This window comes from Methylobacterium sp. W2 (assembly GCF_020662345.1).
Lineage (GTDB): Bacteria > Pseudomonadota > Alphaproteobacteria > Rhizobiales > Beijerinckiaceae > Methylobacterium.
Map to the genome: position 1 here is coordinate 35,996 of NZ_VMOA01000038.1, position 18,418 is coordinate 54,413.

Annotated in this window: 19 protein-coding genes; 11 read left to right on the forward strand and 8 right to left on the reverse strand. The window is 59.4% G+C overall.

The window, feature by feature from the left end:
- Positions 1–1,539, forward strand: coding sequence for a sensor domain-containing diguanylate cyclase (locus FPV16_RS19170; RefSeq protein ID WP_227439970.1), 1,539 nt, complete (start codon positions 1–3; stop codon positions 1,537–1,539).
- An 838-nt stretch (positions 1,540–2,377) separates the two neighbouring features.
- Here the strand turns inward: FPV16_RS19170 and FPV16_RS19175 are convergent.
- Positions 2,378–3,508: a carboxylate-amine ligase gene (locus FPV16_RS19175; RefSeq protein WP_227439971.1), complete on the reverse strand. Its 1,131-nt coding sequence runs from the start codon at positions 3,506–3,508 to the stop codon at positions 2,378–2,380.
- Positions 3,509–4,461: 953 nt separating this feature from the next.
- Complete coding sequence (locus tag FPV16_RS19180; protein ID WP_227439972.1) at positions 4,462–4,914, reverse strand: tellurite resistance TerB family protein; 453 nt, start codon at positions 4,912–4,914, stop codon at positions 4,462–4,464.
- Positions 4,915–5,305: 391 nt separating this feature from the next.
- On the opposite strand from FPV16_RS19180, the gene FPV16_RS19185 reads away from it, so the two are divergent.
- Positions 5,306–6,445, forward strand: coding sequence for a hypothetical protein (locus FPV16_RS19185; protein ID WP_227439973.1), 1,140 nt, complete (start codon positions 5,306–5,308; stop codon positions 6,443–6,445).
- Positions 6,438–6,851 carry a hypothetical protein gene (locus FPV16_RS19190; RefSeq protein ID WP_227439974.1) on the forward strand — a complete coding sequence of 138 codons (414 nt, stop codon included), beginning with the start codon at positions 6,438–6,440 and terminating at the stop codon, positions 6,849–6,851. The genes FPV16_RS19185 and FPV16_RS19190 overlap by 8 nt, the downstream gene beginning before the upstream one ends.
- Positions 6,852–6,950: 99 nt before the next feature.
- Here the strand turns inward: FPV16_RS19190 and FPV16_RS19195 are convergent, their stop codons facing one another.
- The gene (locus FPV16_RS19195; RefSeq protein ID WP_227439975.1) at positions 6,951–7,235 is read right to left on the reverse strand and encodes an XRE family transcriptional regulator; all 285 of its coding nucleotides are present in this window, start codon (positions 7,233–7,235) and stop codon (positions 6,951–6,953) included.
- Positions 7,236–7,365: 130 nt separating this feature from the next.
- On the opposite strand from FPV16_RS19195, the gene FPV16_RS19200 reads away from it, so the two are divergent.
- The gene (locus FPV16_RS19200; RefSeq protein ID WP_227439976.1) at positions 7,366–8,025 is read left to right on the forward strand and encodes a hypothetical protein; all 660 of its coding nucleotides are present in this window, start codon (positions 7,366–7,368) and stop codon (positions 8,023–8,025) included.
- A gap of 80 nt (positions 8,026–8,105) precedes the next feature.
- On the forward strand, positions 8,106–8,672 hold the full coding sequence (locus tag FPV16_RS19205; protein ID WP_227439977.1) for a hypothetical protein: 567 nt from the start codon (positions 8,106–8,108) through the stop codon (positions 8,670–8,672).
- A 75-nt stretch (positions 8,673–8,747) separates the two neighbouring features.
- Here the strand turns inward: FPV16_RS19205 and FPV16_RS19210 are convergent, their stop codons facing one another.
- Both FPV16_RS19210 and FPV16_RS19215 read right to left on the reverse strand, forming a co-directional pair.
- Complete coding sequence (locus tag FPV16_RS19210; protein ID WP_227439978.1) at positions 8,748–9,047, reverse strand: hypothetical protein; 300 nt, start codon at positions 9,045–9,047, stop codon at positions 8,748–8,750.
- A 72-nt stretch (positions 9,048–9,119) separates the two neighbouring features.
- On the reverse strand, positions 9,120–9,770 hold the full coding sequence (locus FPV16_RS19215; RefSeq protein WP_227439979.1) for a ParA family protein: 651 nt from the start codon (positions 9,768–9,770) through the stop codon (positions 9,120–9,122).
- A 257-nt stretch (positions 9,771–10,027) separates the two neighbouring features.
- Here FPV16_RS19215 and FPV16_RS19220 point away from each other — a divergent pair, with 257 nt between their 5' ends.
- From FPV16_RS19220 to FPV16_RS26450, 4 genes are all read left to right on the forward strand, one after another.
- On the forward strand, positions 10,028–10,342 hold the full coding sequence (locus FPV16_RS19220) for a hypothetical protein (protein ID WP_227439980.1): 315 nt from the start codon (positions 10,028–10,030) through the stop codon (positions 10,340–10,342).
- 233 nt (positions 10,343–10,575) lie between these two features.
- Positions 10,576–11,136, forward strand: coding sequence for a hypothetical protein (locus FPV16_RS19225; protein WP_227439981.1), 561 nt, complete (start codon positions 10,576–10,578; stop codon positions 11,134–11,136).
- 45 nt (positions 11,137–11,181) lie between these two features.
- The gene (locus tag FPV16_RS19230) at positions 11,182–11,454 is read left to right on the forward strand and encodes a tyrosine-type recombinase/integrase (RefSeq protein WP_227439982.1); all 273 of its coding nucleotides are present in this window, start codon (positions 11,182–11,184) and stop codon (positions 11,452–11,454) included.
- A gap of 107 nt (positions 11,455–11,561) precedes the next feature.
- The gene (locus FPV16_RS26450) at positions 11,562–11,957 is read left to right on the forward strand and encodes a transposase (RefSeq protein ID WP_227439983.1); all 396 of its coding nucleotides are present in this window, start codon (positions 11,562–11,564) and stop codon (positions 11,955–11,957) included.
- A 49-nt stretch (positions 11,958–12,006) separates the two neighbouring features.
- Here FPV16_RS26450 and FPV16_RS19240 read toward each other — a convergent pair whose 3' ends face one another.
- Positions 12,007–14,277: a TonB-dependent siderophore receptor gene (locus FPV16_RS19240; RefSeq protein WP_227439984.1), complete on the reverse strand. Its 2,271-nt coding sequence runs from the start codon at positions 14,275–14,277 to the stop codon at positions 12,007–12,009.
- A gap of 232 nt (positions 14,278–14,509) precedes the next feature.
- Between FPV16_RS19240 and FPV16_RS19245 the strand changes: the two genes are divergently transcribed.
- Complete coding sequence (locus FPV16_RS19245; protein WP_227439985.1) at positions 14,510–14,938, forward strand: hypothetical protein; 429 nt, start codon at positions 14,510–14,512, stop codon at positions 14,936–14,938.
- Between the two features lie 646 nt (positions 14,939–15,584).
- On the opposite strand, the gene FPV16_RS19250 is transcribed toward FPV16_RS19245, so the two are convergent.
- Positions 15,585–15,818, reverse strand: a complete 234-nt coding sequence (locus FPV16_RS19250; RefSeq protein ID WP_227439986.1) for a hypothetical protein — start codon at positions 15,816–15,818, stop codon at positions 15,585–15,587.
- 661 nt (positions 15,819–16,479) lie between these two features.
- Here FPV16_RS19250 and FPV16_RS19255 point away from each other — a divergent pair.
- A complete protein-coding gene (locus FPV16_RS19255) occupies positions 16,480–16,983 on the forward strand; it encodes an SRPBCC family protein (RefSeq protein ID WP_227439987.1) in 504 nt (167 codons plus the stop codon).
- A 116-nt stretch (positions 16,984–17,099) separates the two neighbouring features.
- Here the strand turns inward: FPV16_RS19255 and FPV16_RS19260 are convergent, their stop codons facing one another.
- The gene (locus tag FPV16_RS19260) at positions 17,100–18,128 is read right to left on the reverse strand and encodes a potassium channel family protein (RefSeq protein ID WP_227439988.1); all 1,029 of its coding nucleotides are present in this window, start codon (positions 18,126–18,128) and stop codon (positions 17,100–17,102) included.
- Between the last annotated feature and the right edge of the window lie 290 nt (positions 18,129–18,418).

The window sequence follows — 18,418 nt, forward strand, 5'->3', positions numbered from 1 at the left end:
ATGGTAGAGATGGCTTCCATTGGAAAGCTGTCGAAGTGGAGCCGCTCCTCAGCTTGGCTAAGCGCTTTTGGTATTCTGTCAGTGGTTGGCTTATGCGCAATTTCTGCCCTCATGCTCTGGCAGATGCGCTGGGACACAGCACGGAAAGCAGAGATTACCTCACGCAGTCTGGTGCAAGTACTATCCCGCGATATTGATCGCAATATTGATCTATACAACATTGCGCTTCGCACCGTGATTGAGGGCATTCAGCGCCCAGAGGTCATGGATGCCGCTCCTCAATTACGGCATATGCTGCTTTTCGATCGTATCACAACTGCTCCAGGATTTGGGTACATCTTAGTACTAGATCAAAATGGGAACGTCATCGCGAATTCACAGACTCTTGGTCCAACCTCAATCAATGTGGCCGATCGCGAATATTTTCAGTACTTCGCTGCCAATGCGGACGACAACTTGCATGTGAGCGCTCCGGTGATTTCGCGAGTCAGTGGACAATGGATGCTTACACTAAGCCGGCGGATCTCGAATGCCGAGGGCGCTTTTCAGGGTGTTGTTACAGGCGGCATCTATCTCAGCTATTTTCATAGCCTTTTCTCTAGTGTCGATGTCAATAATCCAGGAACAGTTACCCTATCTGGGCCTGGTGGAACGATTGTAATGCGGGAGCCTTATGAACCAAAACAAATTGGCACGAGCATATCCCAAACCGTAAGCTATGAGAGCATCGTGGAGATGAAGAGCGGCAGCTTTACCGGACCTGCGATGCTCGGCACAGGTGACAGGCTCTTCGTCTTCACGCAGATCCAGGATTTACCGCTCTATCTGAGCGTAGCGCTGCCCTTACATGATATCTACGCCGGATGGTGGTGGAAAGCTTTGGCGCTTGGGTTTGTCGTACTCGCCCTCAGTGCAACGATCATTGCGCTCATATGGCGACTTGGCCGGGAGCTTTTCCATAGGACGCAAGCTGAGCAGATTACCGCGGCTCTCAATATCGAATTGAATAAACTGGCTACCACGGATGCATTAACGGGCCTTTTTAACCGGAGGCAGTTCGATATATCCCTTTCAAAGGAATGGCGTCGAGCAGTACGAAATCAACATCAGCTCTCATTGCTTATTCTAGATGCTGATTATTTTAAGGGCTTCAATGACCGTTACGGACATCAGAAAGGAGATGAAGCGCTACAGTTGATCGCCCGCTCAATCGAGGCCGCTATCGACCGCAGCCATGATATTGCGTGTCGGATTGGCGGAGAAGAGTTCGCGGTGGTACTGCCAGACACGGATCCCGCTGGTGCAATAGTTGTAGCTGAACGTATCCGCATGTCTGTCTTAGGCTGGAAAGTTCCGCATGCGGTGAACCCTCATGCCTTGCTGACCATCAGTGGTGGTTTAGCTCATATTCTCGAAACAAACGTCGTTGACCCAACAACTTTGATAGCGGCCGCGGATCAGGCGCTTTATGAGGCTAAGGCAGGTGGGCGGAATCAAGTACGGGCCAGCGCAAATAACAGCAGTCCATCAATCGGTTAGAGGTAGTCGCCCTCCTTCTTTAAGACGATGACAAAGATGGCGCGGGTAGCTCAACCGTGAAGCGGTACTTCCAACTAAGCTAAAACCGATGCTCTCAAATCATGGGTGTTGATCTCTAACTATCGATGATCGAGCTAGGCTGACACTTCTCCTTGAAAGGCGGCTTCCATTACCATAGGGCCCACCGCGGTACCCTTGACAGGACTGCCGATGGATCGCCTTCCCGAGCTCGCCAGCAACATGGTGTAGGGTTGCCTGATCGCATGTCGCCGCGACCCGTGTCCCAAGTTCCCGGGTATGGGTTCGGGCGTAGAGAAAGGCAGCCAATCGCGCCCGGGTACGCTCGGGGATGCCTGCAACCAAGTCGGGGATGGCGTCCGCGTGAGCGCGGTAGATCCTCCCAAGCTTGTCCTCGGAAATGGGGCAACCGTGGTCGAAGTCCTCGATGCCGATCGAACGAGCCTGTTGAGCCAAGGGCATTAATGCAGGGTCTTGGTTAACGATTGGTGATCGGTCTACACATGGTGGGAGGAGCCATCAACAAATGCTCGGCTTGCACACCTTCACAGGTCGTGGATCCACCGCCCCCGTTGTCTCTGGGTCACGGCTCAGCGAGGCATGGTCAGCCGGCTGTGGGGCGGTCTTCGGGATCTTCATCAGTTGGAAGGCGCAGATGCAGCATAGAGCTAGGGATGCCAGCCAGAGGGCGCCTCTCGCTGTTCTTACGGTACGTTTTGACATGGCCCCCAGGTTGAACCTGGATAGTTAGCAGGTTCCTAACGCCGTTCCCTAGGGTCGCTCCAGTGAACTTGAGCGTGCAAACTTGAAGCAGGCTTCCTTAGATAGCGATAGGGCTGACTGTTTCGGCAGCAAGCCAGTCTATAACCGCGCTCAGCGCCTGCCGCTCGCTTCGCCCCGCCTTCAAGCTGGCTTCATAGGCTTCGATCTGCCCGTCGGCGCTGGATCCTTTGCGGGCAATCGTGCGGGCATGGCGGCACTCGGCTTCGCAACCCAGGGCGGCGGCATCTTCGGCCACGAGATCGAGGAGAGAGTCGACGAGCTTCGGTAGGCGGACGCCCTTCAGCGTCGCCTCGTCGATGAACGTGCCGTGGATGCCGGAACGCTCTGCCCGCCACAGGTTCTCCATGACGAACCCGCGGGACGCCCCGGTCAGCCCGGCATGGATGTCAGGCCTGTGATCGACGAGGCGCACGAGACAGCGATAGAGCGCGGCGATGGCAAGCGTGTCGTCGAGGCGGGTGCAACTGTCAGCCACGCGCAATTCCAAAGTCGGGAACCGGATCGAGGGACGGATGTGCCACCAGAAATAGGTGGCATCCTTCACCGCCCCCGATGTCGTCATGCCTTCGACGTAGCGGTCGTAATCGGCAGCATCGTCGAAGCGTTCGGGCAGGCCGGTGCGCGGCAGCTCAGCATAGGCCCGCATCCGATAGCCGGCGAGGCCGGTCCGGCGCTTCTCCCAGAACGGCGAGGACGTGGATAGGGCCAGCAGAACCGGCAGGAATGGCAGCAGGCGGTTCATGAGATCCACCCGCGCCTCCGGGCGGGGGACCTCGACGTGGATATGGAGGCCGCACACCACCGAGCGGCGACCGACGATCTGGAGGTCGTCCATCATATCGACGTAGCGGGATTTCGCGGTTTCCTGTTGTGCCGGCCAGAGAGCTGTGGGGTGCGTGCCAGCAGCGAAAACGAGCAATCCGTGCTTCAGACCTATCTCCGCCAGGCCGGTCCGTAGCCCTGACAAAACGCTACGAGCTTCCTCGAAACGTTCCGAGGGCTTGGTGCAAATTTCGATCTGGTTCTGAAGCAGTTCGCGCTCGACGCTATCAAACCGCTTGGCCACCTCCTTGTGGAAGCGCTCGACGGAGCGAGTCGGCGCGCCGCGCGACCGTGCGCTGGCGAGGAACATCTCCTCCTCGATGCCGAACTTGAACGCATGCGCCATTCGAACTGTTCTCTCTGGATTCGAGACCGCTAAGGCCTTGCCCGTTCGCGCCGCTGCTCAGGTCGAGGAATGGCTCGCTGGCGACGTTGCGCGTCGGTGACACGGCCACCCATTCAATCCGCAGGCCCGCTTGAGCCGTGCATCGGCTCTGGCGACGAGCTGAGCAGATCGATCGCCGTCACCGCTGGCCGCAGCACGGTCCGCCGAAACGACATCGCGCTTGGCGAGGCGGTACAGCACGTAAGCGTAGAAGCGCGTGAGTGGCTCCGGCATCGACAGCCCTCCTCGAAAGTTGAGCGAGCATGCAAAATATATACGCGGATTGCGCCAAGGTGTGGACTGGAAAGCTGTCCGCAGCAGTCCCGCCGCCCCGATCTGGTCACGAGGCCGGCGGGGAGGATCGTCCACTTATCGCCTATGGTCGGATGCCGATCTCAATGGGATGCAGAAGTCCATGGCGGACACTATGCGGCAGGAACGCCTCGCTAGTCATTGCAGCCATCGTGTCTTTAGATGCCAATGCGCTGCATTTCTGGCAGTGCCGCTGGGCACACGCTGCGGTGAAAGCCTTTCGCCCATAGCCGCTTCCAAGGCCTGTAAAGCCATTGCAATACGTTCGGGGATCTCACCCTCTACCAGAGGAAAGGCCTCCGATACCGCACAATCTACCCCGACCATAAAGGGCGACGGCCACCCAGCTCCGCTAAGGAAATGCCGTGTCTGGAGCGACTTGTTCATACAAAAAACTGACGGCTGCGGCGCCGGTTCGCTGACGAGTAGCCCATCTACCCGCGAACGAGCTTAATCGCCGAAAAGCAGCTTGGTTCAGCGGCTTGTAAGATAATTTCCGATATTCGCCCCAGTCGCGTTTCCGCGGAAAACCTGTTTCCCTATAAGTTCGCTATTGGTTCTCTGGCTGAATAGATCCATTAGATCCAAATCTTCCGGCTTCGTTACGATGCGATGGACGGCTTCACGCGAGTCTGCTGGAGCAGTGATCCCTTGTCGACCACCAATGCGGCGGCGATCTCTTCGAGTGATTTATGCTCGACTTCGCTGATTCCCTCATGGTCTGCGGCATCGGCAGCGATGAGGAATACCCCGTTCCGCTGTTCGAGGGATCGGTCCGCGATGGCGGCCACGCGGCTCAGGTTGTCCGCCCGTCCGACGCGGGTCCGAGCCCTCGCGATCCCGTCGAACAGCTCTGCTTCCAGCATCAGCGTGTCGTAGCCCTTTTCAATGATCGGATTGGCGCGCATGGCCGCGAGGGCGACCTCGACCTCCCCCTCATCCACCTCGCTGTCGGCCACAACCACGTTCGAGGCCGCCGACACGGCCGCCTGCATAAGCGTCTTGTCGCCCATATAGGCCGTGACGCTTTCGACGAGATCTTGGAAAATGCCCATTTCGGACTCCTAAGGGCGACCCACCCAATGCGCCGCGCAGACGCAACGCTCAAGGCAGCCCAAGGTCTCGTTTGATCGGCTTTTAAGTTGCGCGCCAGAAGGCGTGCTCATCCTCGGTTCACGGGGGCGGCGGGGCGGGTCGTCCATCTCACGCTGAGCCGGTACGCAACTTAGCTCGACGGAGAGGATGGTCCGCATCGGTTAGCGGGCGGACAAACAGGATGTAGATGCGAAGGCCCACATTGGGACTGGGGCGCCGGCCACTCTCTGTGGAGGGTCTCAGCCAGTGCTTCAACGAGATTGAAAGGGAAGCTGAGCATATTGCTACGGGCGACAATCGCGACCGCCCCTTGCCCTAGCGCCCAGAGCGTGAGGGTTCTAAGGAAAACCTATGCCTGATGGGAGTGACACCTTCGAACTGAGATATGTGGGAGCCCGCTTCGACGGGGGGCACCTTCCGCTCGACGTGCTCCCAGACCTGTTCGCGTTTCGCGACTTGATTATCGCGCGGGCTAAAGAGCAGTGGCTAAGGGAAAACCCCGGTCGCCTGCGGCTTCCACGAGGCTTCAACCACAGCCTTCTCTTCGACCTCGTCGGCATAACCGACGAAAGTGCCGGGCCGCAAATCAAGTGGGACCGTGACGCTGCTGCCCGCGGTTCGCCTGAGTTAGCCAATGAGATAGGCACACTTCTGGAGCAGGCATACGCGGAAACGGCCCTCCTGTTCAGCGGCGCTGCGCAGGGTAGATTCCCAAACGTCCTGCCGCGAGATCAACTCCATGCGCTCAACCGGTTCGGGTCTGCGCTTCGCCCAGGCGAAAAAATCGAATTAAAGGGTCAGAATGACAACCGGGGCGAGGTAATCTACGTTGATTTTGATCGACGGAAAAACTTGCTTACCAAGGTTGGAGAGACCTATACACAAAGATATGCTGGGTCTGGAACATTAGTCACCACTTCGTCGGATGGCTTTATTGCGCTTGACACAAATGAACTCGGCAGAATAATTCTTACGATTCCGAGTGAAATCGTCCTCGAACATTACGATGGGAACTTGGGGTCAGATGTTCAGTTCGATCTAATGATCGTACTCGACGTGAGCGACAAGTTTCGCGCTGTACAGGAATGCCTCGATGTTACAATTGTTGACGCGAGCGATGACCAAGAGTTTAGAGATGCAATGACTCGCATTGCCGAACTGAGAAAGTTGGAAAAAGGGTGGCTCGACGGGGATGGTGAAGCCATATCTCAAGGAGCAATTAAAACCGCTCGCGCGGTGTTGCATAGGCGGCCCGACATCGCGAAGCTGCGGCTTGGCATCTTCCCGACCGAAGAGGGCGGATTGACCTTCGAGTTTCATAGAGACGGGTGGAACCACGCTCTCGAAATGATGCCGGCGAATGCCGTTGAGTGGTTCGCTACCGAGCGCGGTGGGCCAGACTCCATTGAACCCACGCTTTTCCAGATTAGTGATCAAGCTTTCTGGGATCAGTTGGACGGCAGGATAGGGCGGTTTTCGAAAGATGGGTGATAAGCTTTCAGGGGAAGAACTCCTTTTACGCCAAGTGCACCCAGAGTTCTATCAGAACGGCATCCTCGGAAGTCGGGCTTTTAAGCCCAACTCGGGCGATGCGGGTAAAATGTCAACCGATCGAGCTAGTCTGACGTCCCCTCAGGCTGCATTCGATCATTACACGCAACATATGAAGAAGAAATCCGCTTGCGTTTATGGCCTCAAGGTCGAGGATTTTGCTGCACACTCTATCGAATGTGAAGCTGACGCACTCGATGCTGATGGAGATATTCCAGCCAACCCGGCACATAGCTTGGCTGATTACAACGGCAATCCCGAGAAATCCTGGAAGACGACAGCCCAAAGACTGCGCGACATTGCAGATGTCGGCGGTTGTCGGTACGCGCCCCCGCCCGCGGCTTAGATCCGCCTTCGCGTCCAAGAAAAGGGGCTTGTAGGGCACGCGAGTCGGAGGGCGTTTCCCTTCGGCCGCCCCCATTCCGCTTAAAAAATGCGGCCCCTTTTAAGGAGCGCCCAACGCCGGGTCGGCAGACGTGTTGTCCCTGAACCGAATGCCAGCGCCGCCACCGTTCGCGGGAATGAACTCCAGCCCGGCCTTCTCGAATGCCTCGACCAGCGCCCTCATGTTGGCGCCCATCATCTTCGCCGTCTCGGGCTTGGCCTCGAACGCTTCGATGTTGGGGTTGGGGATCGTCGATGCTTCAGCGAGGTCGGCTTGCCGCCACCCCAGCATGGCGCGGCCCGCTCGGCAAAGGCGGGGCGTCAGACGGATTGGCTTGTCAGGCATTGAGGCGGCATCTCTCCATGCCAGAACATAGCCCAGCCTCGAACTAAATTCAATGGCTCACCCATAGGTCTATTGACGCCCCCCATTGAACCCTTATCCTATCGCTAGACCATAGGGTAATGGTTAAACCATGCCCTTCCACTACCGCACTATCTCCTGGTCCATGGTCCTCAGCGACATCCGCAACTCTGGCCCGACCAAGGCTGAGTTCATCGCTGCCATTCAGGCTGAGAACGACGCCAAGCGCGAAGCCGGCAGCGCCAAGGTCGGCATGGATCGTGGTCTCGTCACCGGCTCCACCTTCAACGTCCCGACCATCATGTCCTACGCCATTGGCGAGGCTCGTAAGTACCGCCAGAACGACCAGGCCCTGACCTGGGGCGCCGCTCTCTCTCGTGCTCTCCGTTGGGCCTGGGGCTGCGCCGCCGCTGCTCGCCGCCTCGTCGTCCCGGCCGGCACCCCCGTGGCTCCGATGCCTGCCGTCCTCCGTCGCGGTGTCCTGGCCCGCGCCTGGGCCATCTTCCGCGCCTCCTACGCCTATCCGCAGGTGCCCTTCCTTTCGATCGGCCGCGACTGCTTCACCTGGGCTCTCAAGCGGGCATGGGCTGAGGCTCGCGAGACGGTTCGCCTTGCCGGTCTCGGCGTCGAGGCGCTGAAGGCCGCTGACGCCATCGAGCCCCGTGTCCGCGTCGGTCTCCCCACCTCCTACAGCGAGCGCGCGGACGAGGTTGCCGCCCGTCACAACGCGGCCCGCCTCCGCAGCGTCGCCATGGCCCAAGCGACCGCCTAGCAGCCTGCATCCCTTCCAGCGGGTAAGCCGGCACCCCTTCAAGCCTGAAACCCTGCAACGCGCCCTTTGGAGCTCGAACGATGTCCTATGCCCAGATCCCTGATTTCTCCGTCTCCCTCGTCCCGACGACCGTTGTCGAGCGCGTCCCCTTCCACGCCGACCCGGTGCTGGCTGCCATCGACGCCCACGACGAGGCTTGGTCCGTCTGGCAGGCCGCTCCCGAGGCTCGCGTGGCCGGTGCCCTAGCCGAGATGATCGCCGCCCTCGACCGTCTGCTGGTGACGCCCTGCGCGACCCGGTTCGGCTCCCTTACGCTCCTCCGGCATCTGCGCTGGCACATCCAGCACGACGGCATCACGGACGCCGCGGTCCTCGCTCGTGCCAACGACCTCGCCCGCTCGCTGCATCTCGATTTCCTGCCGGTGACGCCCGCCATTCGCCCGCGCGTACCGGCGCCCTCAATCCCGGCAATCCTGCGTCTCCGGCTGAACCTCTGGCGCCTGCGCCGGATCTCGGCCGGGCTAGAGCGGGCCAAGGCTCGCGGCGACGAGGCGGGGTTCTCTCGCTGGCTCGCACGGGGGCTCAAAGCCTGCGACGACCTTGAGGCTTCCCGCCTCTCCTGCAAGGCTCCTTACCGCGTCCGCTGAAACCCTGCAACGCTGCAATCCGCAAGCCCGGTCCTCCTGCTCTCAGGAGTGCCGGGCTTCCGCGTTGCAGTGGGTTCACTTCTTGATCGGCTGCCGACGCTTGGCGACAGGCGGCTTGCTGTGCTTCACGAGGATGTCGTTGAACGCCTCGACCATCAGCGTCTCTAGGGGCTTGTCGAGATCCTGGGCGAGGCGGGTCATTTCCAGCCAGCCGGCGCGGTTGACGCGAACCTGCATCGTCTTGAGGTCGCTAGGGGTCGAGGGTGCCGGAGCCACCTCGCGCGGGGCGGTAGCCAATGCCTCGGCCTGGGGCTCGGCCGGTCGGGACTTCTGCTCGACCATGGATGAGAGGGCAGGGCGCTTCTGAGGTGCCATAAATCGCGGCTTTCAGGGTTAGCGGTGTGAAGGGATGCGGGGTTGCCGGGTATGCCGAAATCTCGGCTGACTCTACGTCCGGCGCGGGAACTCACGGGCGAGGGAGGACACGGCCAACCACATGACGCCGATCTCAGCGGCTGCCCGGCTGTCGGGGTCGTACTCGCTGACGGACTGGCCGCTGATGAGGGCGTGAGACAGGCTAGCGCGCTGAGACACTTGGTCGGGCAGGACCGGGGCGCCCATCCCGACGAGGATGGCGCGGGCCTCGGCGACGATCGTGGTCTCGGTCTCTCCCCGGGTAATCGGCGGAGCCGCGTTGATGATGCAGGCGATGGGGGCTTTGAGGCTCCGTGCCATTGCCAGCGTAGCGGCGACTGCATCGAGGTCGAACGGGCCGGGCCGGACGGGGACGACGGTCACGGTGGCGCGGGACATCATCGAGGCGGTGAGCGCGGCATTGTGGGGCGGGCTGTCGATCACGGCCCATTCAATCCCGTCCGCCTCGGCCGCGTCCAGGGTGGCGGCGATGGTGTTGCCGTCTGCCTTCGCGAGTAGGGGCGTCTCGGCCTCGCGGCGCTTGTACCAGAACGACAAGGAGCCCTGCGGGTCCGCGTCGATGAGGAGCGTGGGGCCGGCGAGCTGGGCGAGGGCGCCGAAGTGAGCGGCGAGGGTGGACTTGCCCGAACCGCCCTTCTGCGTCGCCACGAGGATCACATGCATTCCGGGTTCCCTGGCGCGCGGTGTCGAGGCTTGGCGGCATCCTGCCTGCCGTGGTTAAGGCAACGCTGACGAACGGGAAAGCGCGAACCCGCCGAACCGTAAATAAGGGATGCAGGGATGCAGGCAATACGCGTTTCATGGTTGTGTGCGATGTGAATGCGCATTACTTTCGATAAAGGTTATTCTCGAAAATTTCATAGTTAGATGTTGCCTATGACGTACGGCGCGTTCGATAGGATCAAACGAAGGTGAAGCGGATGACGGACGCAGAGGCATTGAAGGCTCTCGCCGAGAAGCGTGAGGAGATCACAGCCTACATATCGACGGCATTAGGAATGGGCGCACCGGCAGACCTGTCTGACGTCGACCGCGACCGCCTTGATGGTGAAACCGACGATGCGATCGAGGCATGGGACGGGGTTGTGGGGGAGCTATCTGCGCCTGTCCCCGCGAAGGGAGATCTCCAGCAGCTCCTCACGGAGTATCGCAGGATTGAGGATGCCGTCATTGACGTGCGAGCTGGTCGCCTGACCCGCAACGACAAGAACTTCGGGCGTGATGATGAGGCCTGAATCCCCGGCATTCAGCGTTAAGGTCGTTTCCGACGCTGAAGACATCCTGTCGGAGCACCACTCGCCACCCCGCGCGGAAACTCTGCCGGCAGAACTCGCGTCTATCGTCCAAACCTACCAGCGCGCGAGCAAGGCCAGCTCGACGGTGAGGGCCTACACCACGGATGCGCGCGTGTTTCAGTCGTGGATGCGCTGGGTACGGGTTCCGGTCACTGCCGGCCACGGCGCAGGCGGTGGCGGCGTTCCTGAGCCACGAGGCCGAAACGGGCCGGGCCACGTCGACGATTGGCCGGCGCCTCGCCGCGATCCGTTATGCGCACAAATTGGCGGGTGTGGACGATCCGACTGAGGACGAGGCGGTCCACGCCGTGATGAAGGGCATCCGGCGGCGGGGCGACATGGCGGTGACGCCCAAGGCCGCGGCGACCGTCGACATTCTCACGGCCATGCTGATGAATGTCCCGCCGGGACTGGCAGGCAAGCGGGACAAGGCGCTACTGGCGTTGGGCTTCGCTGGCGCGTTCCGTCGCTCCGAGCTGGTCGCCCTCGACGTGGCGGATCTCCGCGAGGATGCCGAGGGCCTGCGGGTGCTAGTTCGGCGCTCGAAGACGGACCAAGAGGGCAAGGGCGTCGAGAAGGCGATTCCTTTCGGGCGGTTCGTGAAGCCGGTCGCCCTGGTGCGGGATTGGCTGGACTCGGCCGGGATCACGGAAGGGCCGGTGTTCCGGCCGGTCTCGCGGTCGGGGAGGGTGCGGGGTCCAAATGTGGGCGCTGCCCATAATATTCCGGACTAGAATGTTTCTCAGGGTGAGCGATTTTCGCTCACTGGAGAACAAAAGGTGCCCGGCACCGAAAAATCCGCCATCGCTCCGCGTCTGACGACGCAGGCCGTTGCGGACATCCTGAAACGCTACATCGAAGCGGCCGGGCTCGATGCCTCGACTTTTGAGGTGCATAGCCTCCGCGCTGGCTACATCACGACGGCGGCCGAGCGGGGCGCGGATCTAGCTCGCATCATGGATCAGTCGGGCCACCGCGATCCACGGACGGTGCTAGGCTACATCCGCAGAGCGAACGCCTTCAAGGATCACTCGGGGAGCGGGTTCCTCTAGCGCTCGAGGAGTTGTAAGGTATCAATGATCATAAGATGTAGACCGCATAGACATAGGGTCTGATTTCGGTGCCCAACCTACGTGCTGCAAAACTAGATCAGATATCGATGACCTACGAAGATTTTTGGCTAAGTGATGCTCAAGGGCATATAGTATCTAAGCATTTTCCAGAAAAATCGCTCAATAACACTGATGTACGAAGCGTTATGTCCGGCATATTGCATGTGTTACTGAGCAACTATGCGTGGAAAGATTGCCCTAAAAGGTATGGTAGGTCGGGAACAATAAGCCAGGCATTCCGCAACTGGCGGCACCGTCCTTTTTGGACAGAGATGCTCTTAGCACTAGCGGAAGAGGGATGGATTGAAGAGGCCCATGCCCTTGATCCACTGGCAATGACATTGTCTCGACCTGCTCGACACGGGAAAAAGATTGACGAACGCTGGCGCCGAACAAATCGCACAAAGCTATCCGATCGAACAATGTATATATTAGATAAATAAAAAGGGCCGCCAATCGAATGGCCGCCCTCTCTAATTTACGTAAAATTAATTACCACTTGTACGCAAGGCTTGCTAGTACGCGGCGTGCATCACCGTAGAAGCACTCATTTCCAGAGATACAGGAACTAACATAACGCCGGTCTGCAATATTAGTCACGTTGACTGCGGCGCGCCATTTATCCCACGAATAATGCACCTGTGCGTCGAACAGGACATATTCCGGCACCGTCAAAGTGTTGGCAACGTCTGCGAAAGAGCGCCCAATATAACGGACACCACCGCCGAAACCAAAGCCACGCCAATCTCCGATCGGTATCGTGTAGTCGGCGAACACCGAGGCCAGAACTTCAGGGATGCGGGTCGGCGTAAGGCCGACTTGGTCAGCGTTGCCCTTGATGGTCTGAAGGTCGTAAGCGGTGAAGGCACCAACGAGGTTTAATCCCTCTGCGAGGTTGGCAACAGCCTGAACCTCAACACCGCGCGAGCGAACTTCGCCGAGGGGAGCGCTGAAGAATGTACCTGGAACTGGTTGCAGCACGTTCTGGCGTACGAGGTCGAAAGCCGCAGCGGTCAAGAAGAAGCCGTAGCCGATCGGCTCGAACTTAACGCCAACCTCAACCTGTTCGCCGTACTCGGGAACATAGCTGCGGCCGCTAGCATCTGAACCGATCTGCGGTTGGAACGAGGTCGAGTAGCTGACGTATGGTGCGAGCCCGTCGATAAAGTTATAGATCACGGCGGCACGGCCGCTGAAAGCCTCGTCGCTGCGCTGGCTGCTGTTGCCGGGGTTGAGCCGATCGCGCACCACGTTTTCGGCGAAATCCTGCCGGCCACCGAGCACCAGGGTCAGCCGGTCAGTGAGCTTAATCTGGTCCTGAGCATAGATACCAATCTGTTGGAAGGTATCAGCGTTGACGAGGTAAGGTGACGGCCTTCCAATGACTTGGCCGTAGATTGGATTGGTGAAGCTCAGGCCAGGCACCGCATAGCCAGCGGCGAAATTTGTACCCTGGTTGTCGTGCAGATCATAACGCTTGTAGTCCACCCCAAGCAGCAAATCGTGAGCGAAGTAGCCATCGAAGAACCGCGCTTCGGCTTGGTTATCGACCTGGAATATTCCGACTTTAGAGCTAGTCAAAAATTGGTAGCGGGAGAGTGTTGTCTGGGTGGCGGGATCGGCATAGCCCAATTGATTAAGATACGAATTTTGAAATGCGTCGCTGAACGAGTAGCGGAGGTTCTGCCGGATCGTCCAAGTCTGATCGATAGCGTGCTCGAATTCGTAACCAGCGAAGACTTGCTCGCGCTGGAAGGTGTTGATCGCAGGGTCGCCAACGTTCAGCGACCGCTGGATCCGGAGGCCATTCACATTCGGCCGTACTGTGCCGTAGTAGGGCAGAAAGTTCGCTGTAACAGCAGTCGAGTCCCGCTGGTAGCTCGTCAGGAACGTGAGTGACGTGCCGCCGTTTGGCCGGTAGGTCAAAGCAGGCGCGATGTAGACGCGATCATCCGGGGCGCCGTCCACCTGGGTGCCGCCCTGCTTACCGAAGCCAGTAAGACGGTAGAACCAGTGACCGGAATCATCGGCCGGCCCTCCGATGTCGAAGGCGCCATAGACTTGCCCGAACGAACCGCCACCAACTTCGACGTAGCCGAAGGGCTGTGTAGTCGGACGCTTGGTGATCTGGTTGATGATGCCGCCGGGGTTGCCGGCGCCGAACAGCACCGCTGCCGGCCCACGCAGTACCTCGATCCGTTCAAGGCCAAAGGTTTCAACCTTAAAGGTGCCGAAGCCGTAGTTCAGCACCTGGAGACCATCGCGGTAGATGCCGTAATCACTGGCGATAAAACCGCGCAGGGAGAAGTAGTCGACGCGGGTATCTGCGCCGAAGGTGCCGGAATAGACGCCCGCAGTGTACTGCGTCGCCTGGGTTAGGGTCTGCGCCTTCTGCGCATCGATCTGCTCCCGTCCAACGACTGTGATCGATTGGGGTGTTTCGATCAGCGGAGTGTTGGTTTTCGTGGCGGTCGCCGAACGGGTAGCTACGTAGCCAGGAACCGGGCCTGTCGGACTCTCGACAGCCCGTGCAACTGCACCTCCCCCAACACCCACGCCTCCAGGCCGCCCCGTTCCCTCAACGCTAAGCTCTTGAAGCTGAACACTCGCCTGGGCTGAGGAGCTTGCAGCACCACGAGGCGATGTAGCCGCTTCCTGAGCCGCAGCGCTCACGATGAGAGTGGCGAGAGACACGCCTGTCAGCGCAATCCTCGCGACAGCACTGCGCAAACGCCGGGAATCCTTAGAGTGAGTGATCTGCATGTCGGTGCCTTGAATATGCAAGCCAACAGAGGCCACCGACACGGTGAGCCGTAGTTTATAATAATGCTAAACTACTGTTTTCGCTGGCTTTCTTGCTCCTCCGCTATCGCTCCGGGGCTTCGTATACAAGATGGCCAACTCACTGGATCCGTCAGTGTGACCGTTCTGCAACGAGCATCTAGCAGGCCCAAACTGCTTGCAATCGCCTCTATAGCCATGGCCTTTTGCGGCCATGCCCATCCGGCGCGAGCATCGCTTCTTCTACCCCATCGACTGGCCTCAGCTCTCGGCGGTGATCCGCTTCCGTAGGGCAGGGGGGCGCTGTGAGGTCTGCCGGCGTCCGCACGGCCGGACGGTCTATCACCTTGGCGACGGGCGTTGGTGGGACGCTGACGCGGGAACCTGGCGGAATGGAGCAGGGCGGATCGTCTGCCTGGCCGTAGGCGACAACGACGTGCTCGGGACGGTCCGCACCACGCGGGTGGTCCTGGCGACCGCCCACCGGGACCACGACACCGCGAACAATGCCGGCTCGAACCTCGCGGCCTTCTGCCAGCGCTGCCACATGATTTACGATCGTCCAGAGCATCAGCGGAGGCGCTGGCGGACCCTGTTCCGCAGGAAGGCCATGGGAGACCTGTTCCGCGGGCCGTATGCGTGAGTGCCGGTGGAGTGAGCTTGATACGTCTAAGCGTGACGCGTCAGAGGCGCCCGTCACGCTATGGCCCTGGAAAGAAACGGGATCCCGTTGAAGAGGAAACGACCTTACCCTGTGCGCTTAGCCATCCAGCTACCGCTGCATTCGATTAGGCCACCGCTTGTGCGCCACGTCCCGCTGCCGTTGCCCCGAAGGGTGAGCTTGCCCGAAATCGGCACTCTATTCGAGCCCTGCGTGATCGTGGCCTGCACAGCTCCGACAGCCGATACACCGCCGTCGACGTCGATATCCTCTCCTGGGACCGAGGCATCGCTGTTCATAATCCGAACTCGATAGGTCGTGGTCGCTGAGCATGGCCCTTCGGCTGTCGAAGCCACAATGCTCCATGAACCGTCGTACTGGTTCGGGATCCGGACCTTCTTCGTAGCGGCATTCACTGGTGAGATAGCAACAGTCATTAGACAGGCTATCAAGCTTAGAGCGCGAGCGTGGACCATACAAAGCTCCAGGGCTTGGATGTGAAGGGGGCTGCATGCCGAAGGTCTGTAGGCCGTTTCATCAAAAGCGAGGTGGTGAGCAGACGAAGTCTTCCCACCCCGCATCGTTGGTAGGCGAAGGTGGGAAGCCCTATTCCGAGCTTCCCTTAGAATCACATACCGCGGTTCATCATCCGGCTTTTCATCATACGGCGCTTCATCATCTGCTTCCGCATCATGCGCTTCTTCATCATCATCCGCTCATTCCGCATCATGCGGACCTGGGTGACGCCGGTTTCAGACTGAAGGCCGTTGGCAGCCAGAGGAGCAGCTGATGCCGAGCCTGCACCGAGCGCGAGCCCACTAAGAATGGTCATGGCGGCAAGCGCGAGGGTGGTCTTTCTCATTTTCCGTCTCCTAGAAGAACCGTATTAGGGATCTTCATAAAAGTAGAAAATCATTCCGTAAGTTCCTGAAATAAATAGATAATTCCGCTTGTGAACGTAGCGCGCATAACTACGAGAGCGTCGAGGCGATGCCGTCGCGCCTTTACCCTGAGAATGGGCACATGCCGCTCCTTACGGAGAAGGCTTCCGGGAAGTTTCAAAAACTGCTGGGAGGAGGTCGCGCTAGGTCCCCATTCGCTAACCGCCGCTGAATTCAGGCCGCATAGCTGGCCTCAGGAAGGTTCCGCTGACAGGCAGGCCATTATTTTTGGAACAGGGACGTAGCTTGACCATTATGGAAGCAATATTTCGCTCCGTCTCGGGCCACCGTCATGAAGATTTCCCTGGTTCTCTCTCTCACCGTTGCCACTGTGTTCGCTTCGCTCGTCCCCGCTTCCGCCGAGGATCGACAGGTTACGGTTTACTCGGGCACCAGCTCCATCACGATCCCCGCCTCAACCCTTGCAGCCACGCAGTCGTCGCAGCAGGTGGCTACCTCCGAGACAACTCCCGCCCGTAAAATCCGGGTCGTGCTGGCTTCTCCCTACCGTTCCATGAACTAGGCACCGCAGCTTACACGCCGGACGGCTGAGGTTTGTCGCTTCGTGGGGGTAGACACAAAATGAAGCGAGCAGTTGTCAGGCTGATCGGGTTCCTGGTGGCCCTGACCGCACACACTGGTCCTGGCTTCGCGTTGGAGGTCTCCCGCAGCGTTGAGATCCAAACTTCGTCTGCAGCTGTCTGGGCGCTCGTGGGTGACTTTTGCGCCATTGAGAAATGGCATTCGATGGTCGAGAGCTGCACCCTATCGAACGACGACAGCGACGAAGTCAGGGCGGTCGCAACCCGGAGTCTCGTCGCAGCCGGCAACCTGGGGACCATTGTCGAGGTCGAGACGAGCCGGAACGAAAAGACGATGACCTACAGCTACGCCTACGTCAGAGGGCCGCTACCCGTGAAGGCCTACAATGCGACGATCGCCGTGCATCCCAATGGCAGTGGGTCGATCGTGACCTGGACCTCTACTTTTGATGCAGCAGGGATGACCGATGCGGAGGCGAAGGCCGACATCGAGGGCGTCTACGAACAGGGTTTGGCCGGCATCGCGAAGGAGGCGAGCCGGTAGAGGTAGGAACCTACCGATTTTAAAGTCTTAGACTGCCGGCGGAAGCCGAGCCACAATATTGTGGACTTTGCCTCAGATAGTTTTTTCTACTCGTAGGTCTAGATTGATCATCCAATTTAGTGGAGCAGCCTTTGAAGGGTGCTGTTCGTTGGCTTTTGCGTTTCGTCTACGAGGATGAACAGAGCCGTTGCTACGATCGGCGTTTGTGGGGGAGGGTTGCTATGCAACTGACTCTCCGCATCTACGTAGCCGACTGGTGTCCCGAAGTTCGCCTCCAGCACTGAGGCAACCACCTGGGACCAAGTGAGCCCGTATACCGCCACGTCGAAGCGAAGGCACTCGTCTCCCTCGCTAGAGAACAGACGTTCGATGATCCACTCCGTCCCAGGTGCAACGATCGCACGAACGATCATCTCGGGATAGCCACGCAGCGGCCTAACGATGGCTGAAGCACCGGCGCGCGTAAGGCGCTCCCGGTTCACATCATCCACGCACTCGGCGATGATGCGGGCTGTGACGCCACGTTCACGCAGTCGGTGGATGATGTCGAACGTGCGGCTATCCGAGAGACGGTCGCCTTCGTTCTCAGCTAGAACGACGAGGACCTGTGCCTGATCCACGCCCGCTGCCTCCAGGGCAGCCGGATCATCGAACCGCCCCTTCAGTTGGACGATAAGCGGGTCATCCTCCAGGTCGGGGGGAAGCCCATCCGGGAATGCCTCTGTCAGGATTAATGCAGGCACGGTCGCGAAATGAGCATGCGAGCGGTGAAGTTGGTCGAGAAGACGTCGCAGGTAGTCGCCAGGCTCGTCGGCCGGAGCATTCACGAAGACGATGTGGTTTTGCATGTCCCATCTCCACTCACCGCGTCGCTTGCGCTCCCGCCGGAGGATCCTGAACTCGAAGAAGGCGCTTGCCGCCTGTGTTAGCAGGAAGATGCCGCTTAGGTAGATCAGCACGATGGTGGAGGCGCGACCCGCTGCCGTCTTTGCTGAGAAGTCGCCGTAGCCGGTCGTCGTGATCGTCGTAAAGGTCAGCCAGATTGCTTCTCCTAGGCTGAGGTGTTCAAACACCATCATCGAAACGACGTGCAAACCCACCAAAATTAGCAGGCCCACCAATGCGAACCGGATCCGGTTGCGCAAGTCCCGTACAACGCTACGCCTGAACCGTAGGGGTCGGGTTCGGGATCGCTTTATACGTTGCATGTACCCCTTTGGCTCGTTCCCATTGATGTAGGGCTTCCCTGTCCGTTTGTGGGGCCTAAACGCTTCCTTTGGCCTGCCCCCATGCGGTGGCCCAAGTTCGAAGTTAGTGCATCGTCGGTCTGGAGTTGACCCCGTTTGTGGTCCACGGCCTATGCAAGTTCTCGGGCAGTGACAGCTTGGTTGGCGAAGGCTCGGGGCGTCAAGCCGCCCAGAGCCATATGGGGTCG

What these genes read in the sequence shown, in the direction of transcription:
- FPV16_RS19170 (WP_227439970.1), top strand. Translation starts at nt 1, where the DNA reads ATGGTAGAGATGGCTTCCATTGGAAAGCTGTCGAAGTGGAGCCGCTCC.
- FPV16_RS26450 (WP_227439983.1), top strand. Translation starts at nt 11,562, where the DNA reads ATGACCTACGAAGATTTTTGGCTAAGTGATGCTCAAGGGCATATAGTA.
- FPV16_RS19200 (WP_227439976.1), top strand. Translation starts at nt 7,366, where the DNA reads ATGCCCTTCCACTACCGCACTATCTCCTGGTCCATGGTCCTCAGCGAC.
- FPV16_RS19250 (WP_227439986.1), bottom strand. Translation starts at nt 15,818, where the DNA reads ATGAGAAAGACCACCCTCGCGCTTGCCGCCATGACCATTCTTAGTGGG.
- FPV16_RS19255 (WP_227439987.1), top strand. Translation starts at nt 16,480, where the DNA reads ATGAAGCGAGCAGTTGTCAGGCTGATCGGGTTCCTGGTGGCCCTGACC.
- FPV16_RS19215 (WP_227439979.1), bottom strand. Translation starts at nt 9,770, where the DNA reads ATGCATGTGATCCTCGTGGCGACGCAGAAGGGCGGTTCGGGCAAGTCC.
- FPV16_RS19245 (WP_227439985.1), top strand. Translation starts at nt 14,510, where the DNA reads ATGCCCATCCGGCGCGAGCATCGCTTCTTCTACCCCATCGACTGGCCT.
- FPV16_RS19195 (WP_227439975.1), bottom strand. Translation starts at nt 7,235, where the DNA reads ATGCCTGACAAGCCAATCCGTCTGACGCCCCGCCTTTGCCGAGCGGGC.
- FPV16_RS19180 (WP_227439972.1), bottom strand. Translation starts at nt 4,914, where the DNA reads ATGGGCATTTTCCAAGATCTCGTCGAAAGCGTCACGGCCTATATGGGC.
- FPV16_RS19210 (WP_227439978.1), bottom strand. Translation starts at nt 9,047, where the DNA reads ATGGCACCTCAGAAGCGCCCTGCCCTCTCATCCATGGTCGAGCAGAAG.
- FPV16_RS19205 (WP_227439977.1), top strand. Translation starts at nt 8,106, where the DNA reads ATGTCCTATGCCCAGATCCCTGATTTCTCCGTCTCCCTCGTCCCGACG.
- FPV16_RS19240 (WP_227439984.1), bottom strand. Translation starts at nt 14,277, where the DNA reads ATGCAGATCACTCACTCTAAGGATTCCCGGCGTTTGCGCAGTGCTGTC.
- FPV16_RS19190 (WP_227439974.1), top strand. Translation starts at nt 6,438, where the DNA reads ATGGGTGATAAGCTTTCAGGGGAAGAACTCCTTTTACGCCAAGTGCAC.
- FPV16_RS19175 (WP_227439971.1), bottom strand. Translation starts at nt 3,508, where the DNA reads ATGGCGCATGCGTTCAAGTTCGGCATCGAGGAGGAGATGTTCCTCGCC.
- FPV16_RS19220 (WP_227439980.1), top strand. Translation starts at nt 10,028, where the DNA reads ATGACGGACGCAGAGGCATTGAAGGCTCTCGCCGAGAAGCGTGAGGAG.
- FPV16_RS19185 (WP_227439973.1), top strand. Translation starts at nt 5,306, where the DNA reads ATGCCTGATGGGAGTGACACCTTCGAACTGAGATATGTGGGAGCCCGC.